This is a genomic window from Aetokthonos hydrillicola CCALA 1050 (genome assembly GCF_017591665.1).
Lineage (GTDB): Bacteria > Cyanobacteriota > Cyanobacteriia > Cyanobacteriales > Nostocaceae > Aetokthonos > Aetokthonos hydrillicola.
Window position 1 is genome coordinate 1 of record NZ_JAAKGC010000254.1, and the last position, 3,169, is coordinate 3,169.

A 3,169-nucleotide genomic window follows, 5' to 3' on the forward strand; every position below is an offset into this window, starting at 1 on the left:
CTATTCTTTATTATGACTTCTAGTCAAACTGAGGAATAGGTAACATATACTCTGTTCTAACCTGTTTAGCCATGTTATAAGGAATTATCTCACATACTAATAAGCCATATAGAGTAAGGCTGATATGGAGAATACCGCCAATATGTCTCAGCTTCCAGAAAGTTTCATCACAGAAGTAGCAACTAGTCATGGTGTTACTCCAACAGAGCTACATACCCTAGTGATGGCTTTAAATAACCGCTCAGGTGCGGAGATAGCTTCTACGTTAGATATTTCCGAAGCAGCAGTAAGAAAAAGACTAGGAGAAAGCTACCGTAAATTTGGCATACAGGGCAGTAGTAATAAAAAACTTAATAACCTTAAGCAAATGCTATTAGCCCAATACCAAGCAAGTGCAGCAACTAGCACAACACTTCGTCACGAGGATTGGGGTGAAGCTGTTGATGTTGATGGTTTTTGGGGGAGAGTGGAGGAAATTGCCGAGTTAGAGCAGTGGATCATAGGTGATAATTCTCATCGCTGTCGGTTAGTGACGGTGTTAGGGATAGGAGGGATTGGCAAAACAGTCTTAGCAGCAAAGGTTGCTAAAAAAATACAGCCAAATTTTGATTACTTATTTTGGCGATCGCTGAATAACGCGCCTCCTCTAAACGAAATTCTCACACAGCTACTACAGTTCCTACCTAAAGATAGCGAACCTGATTTACTAGACAACGAGAACAGCAAAATACTACGTGTGATTGACCTTTTAAAAAAACATCGTTGTTTAGTCATTCTAGATAAAGTCGAAGCTGTGCTACGCAGCGGCGAAGGTAAAGATTACGAAAGAGCAGGAGAATACAGAGAAAGCTATGAAAAATACGGCTATTTCTTTAAAAAAGTAGCAGAAGCTCGGCATGACAGTTGTTTGCTGTTAACCAGCCGAGAAAAGCCTAAGCAAGTAGCATTCCTTGAGGGAAAAAATCTTCCAGTGAAGACATTACAGCTTAGAGGATTGAATTTAGAAGAAGCTAAATCAATGCTAAAAGATAAGGGATTTTCGTGTTCAGACGCTCAGTTGCACGAATTAGTAGAGCGTTACTCCGGCAACCCTTTAGCATTAAAGATGGTAGGTGGTACAGTCTACGATTTATTCAGCAATAACATTAGAACACTTCACTTGGGTGTAAATGCGCTCCTCATATCTTTGAGTATACTTTCTACGCCAATCAATAAACTCTAAACGTTCTGTAATGTAGCGCTGGCAAACTTTACAGTAAAATTGGCGACGCGGTAACTTGAGATAAACGTCTTGACCACAATATGGCAAGTCTTTGACAAGAATTGGTCGTGTTTGATGTAGTTCTTCCGTGTATGTGTAGCAATATTGGCACTTAATTCCCTTAGCAGAAATACTTAACTGCAATAGTACTGCATCATTCAGATTATTCTGAGACTCTACGACTACATCAGGTAAATTCAATAAGTTTGTTAAGCAAGAATCCATTGTAAAAAAGTTATTAGGCACTATCAATACGTAACAAATTAGCGACTTGAACACTTAGTATTTTCATCTCCAGGGTTGTAGTTAATATATCAAGCTATACTACTTTTTAAGCCCTGGTTGTCTGCAACACTAATAAGCCTTAAGTGAAAGTTTTTAGATACGTTTATGGGAGTAGAAAGGTTTGCTTATCTTTTTTTGAAAATTTGAAAATTATTAGCTATTGAATATTATTTTAGCACTTTAAGCACTTTATCGGTGCTAAAGTACAACAATTTATTTTTTTGTTTTAGTTCAAGGTAAGTCTTAAGATTCCTCTACTTTGAGCGAACAATTTTTCTTTAAAATTCTCTGACAAGGAGGTAGGTAGTAATCATTTCATAGGTGGTCATTTGATACTTGATTATGATAACAATGATATCCAAAATATATCTCTTAATTGGAAGAGAAAAATCCGTATTTTCAACTAGTGATATCATTCCTGAGTTATTAATACTTTTATAAGTAAAACATATCACCATTACAAATCAATTTAAGATGTGTTTATTGTTTTGACAACATGGAAAAAATTTCCAGATTAAATCATAACAATAAATTATCTTTAATGTATTGATTTTTGGTTTTTAAATTGCTATTTTATACGTAGACGGGTTAAAAAGATTCGTTGCAAAATACCAATATATAGTTTAAAATTTTCAGGAGTAAAACAATGAGTAACATGAATAGAATGGGGGTTCTGTTTAAAGAACTTTGTGATGAGGATATAGCTTATGTTTCAGGAGGAATCAGTGCATCCTCAAAATTATTAATTAATAGTGATGGGACTGGGACTGGAACTACAACTATTACAAATCTGGACGGTATAAGTACAGTTCAAACTGTCACTTTTAAAAATGATCAAACTAACACATCTACTTCAAGTCCAGTATACACAACAGTGAAATCGATCTTGAGTAGATTGTCACCTATAGAGGAAATACAAGCTGTAGTTTCTATTTAACAATCCGCTACTCGATAGAGTACTTTGAAAAAGTGAAAGAGCATTTAAATCTGAGTATCAAAATAAGATACTCAGATTTTTCTTATTTTGTGAATGGTTGATCTCTAGCTTCCTAAAAATCAAACAAGAGTCCTATATACTAACCTGTACATGAGTCATAAAAGTTTCTTTTTTGTCGTTAATTATTGAGTATGCGTAATAGTTGAACTAAAAAACAGAATTTACAATTATCCTGCATCGAAGGGTATTAGTGTAAAAATAATTTTTTAAAATTTCGAGTCATAGCACTACTGCGTAGGTTTTCGAGAATTGTAGGTTAGCTAAACTCAAAAAATCTCCATAAATGTTGAGTTTCGTTCCTTGACTCAACCTACCTTCAAGTTGAGTTTTTAGCAAAACCAGCACAGTATTGCGAGACATCGTGTTGATGTGCTTGTCCTAAAAAAAGAGTAGCCTATCGATTCATAACTCAATTTACAAATGATGCGAATATGGAATTTATTAACTCATACCATAGCATAAAATTCCAGATTCATCTCTAGTTTAAAACTATAAAATTTAGAATTTTCTAAAAGAAAAATTTATAAAAAAATATGATATTTCTTATAAAAAATGTAAAAAAAAATTATCAAATAACAAATAAGCACCATTTTTTCCGGATAAAAAAAATGGTGCTTTTCTATTTT

General features: G+C 34.0%; 4 protein-coding genes. 2 read left to right on the plus strand and 2 right to left on the minus strand.

What is annotated here, in order from left to right:
* The first annotated feature begins 142 nt into the window (after nucleotides 1-142).
* A complete protein-coding gene (locus G4P69_RS36525) occupies nucleotides 143-1,222 on the plus strand; it encodes an NB-ARC domain-containing protein (RefSeq protein WP_243903171.1) in 1,080 nt (359 codons plus the stop codon).
* On the opposite strand, the gene G4P69_RS36530 is transcribed toward G4P69_RS36525, so the two are convergent.
* A complete protein-coding gene (locus G4P69_RS36530) occupies nucleotides 1,130-1,486 on the minus strand; it encodes a transposase family protein (protein WP_208354749.1) in 357 nt (118 codons plus the stop codon). The genes G4P69_RS36525 and G4P69_RS36530 overlap by 93 nt on opposite strands.
* A 706-nt stretch (nucleotides 1,487-2,192) precedes the next feature.
* Between G4P69_RS36530 and G4P69_RS36535 the strand changes: the two genes are divergently transcribed.
* Nucleotides 2,193-2,483 (plus strand): hypothetical protein, encoded by a 291-nt coding sequence (locus G4P69_RS36535; RefSeq protein ID WP_208354750.1) that lies wholly within the window; start codon nucleotides 2,193-2,195, stop codon nucleotides 2,481-2,483.
* Nucleotides 2,484-2,762: 279 nt separating this feature from the next.
* On the opposite strand, the gene G4P69_RS36540 is transcribed toward G4P69_RS36535, so the two are convergent.
* Nucleotides 2,763-2,903: a hypothetical protein gene (locus G4P69_RS36540; protein ID WP_208354751.1), complete on the minus strand. Its 141-nt coding sequence runs from the start codon at nucleotides 2,901-2,903 to the stop codon at nucleotides 2,763-2,765.
* Between the last annotated feature and the right edge of the window lie 266 nt (nucleotides 2,904-3,169).

Excerpts from the sequence above, each read along its gene's own strand:
- G4P69_RS36535 (WP_208354750.1), top strand. The coding sequence starts at position 2,193 with ATGAGTAACATGAATAGAATGGGGGTTCTGTTTAAAGAACTTTGTGAT.
- G4P69_RS36530 (WP_208354749.1), bottom strand. The coding sequence starts at position 1,486 with ATGGATTCTTGCTTAACAAACTTATTGAATTTACCTGATGTAGTCGTA.
- G4P69_RS36540 (WP_208354751.1), bottom strand. The coding sequence starts at position 2,903 with ATGTCTCGCAATACTGTGCTGGTTTTGCTAAAAACTCAACTTGAAGGT.
- G4P69_RS36525 (WP_243903171.1), top strand. The coding sequence starts at position 143 with ATGTCTCAGCTTCCAGAAAGTTTCATCACAGAAGTAGCAACTAGTCAT.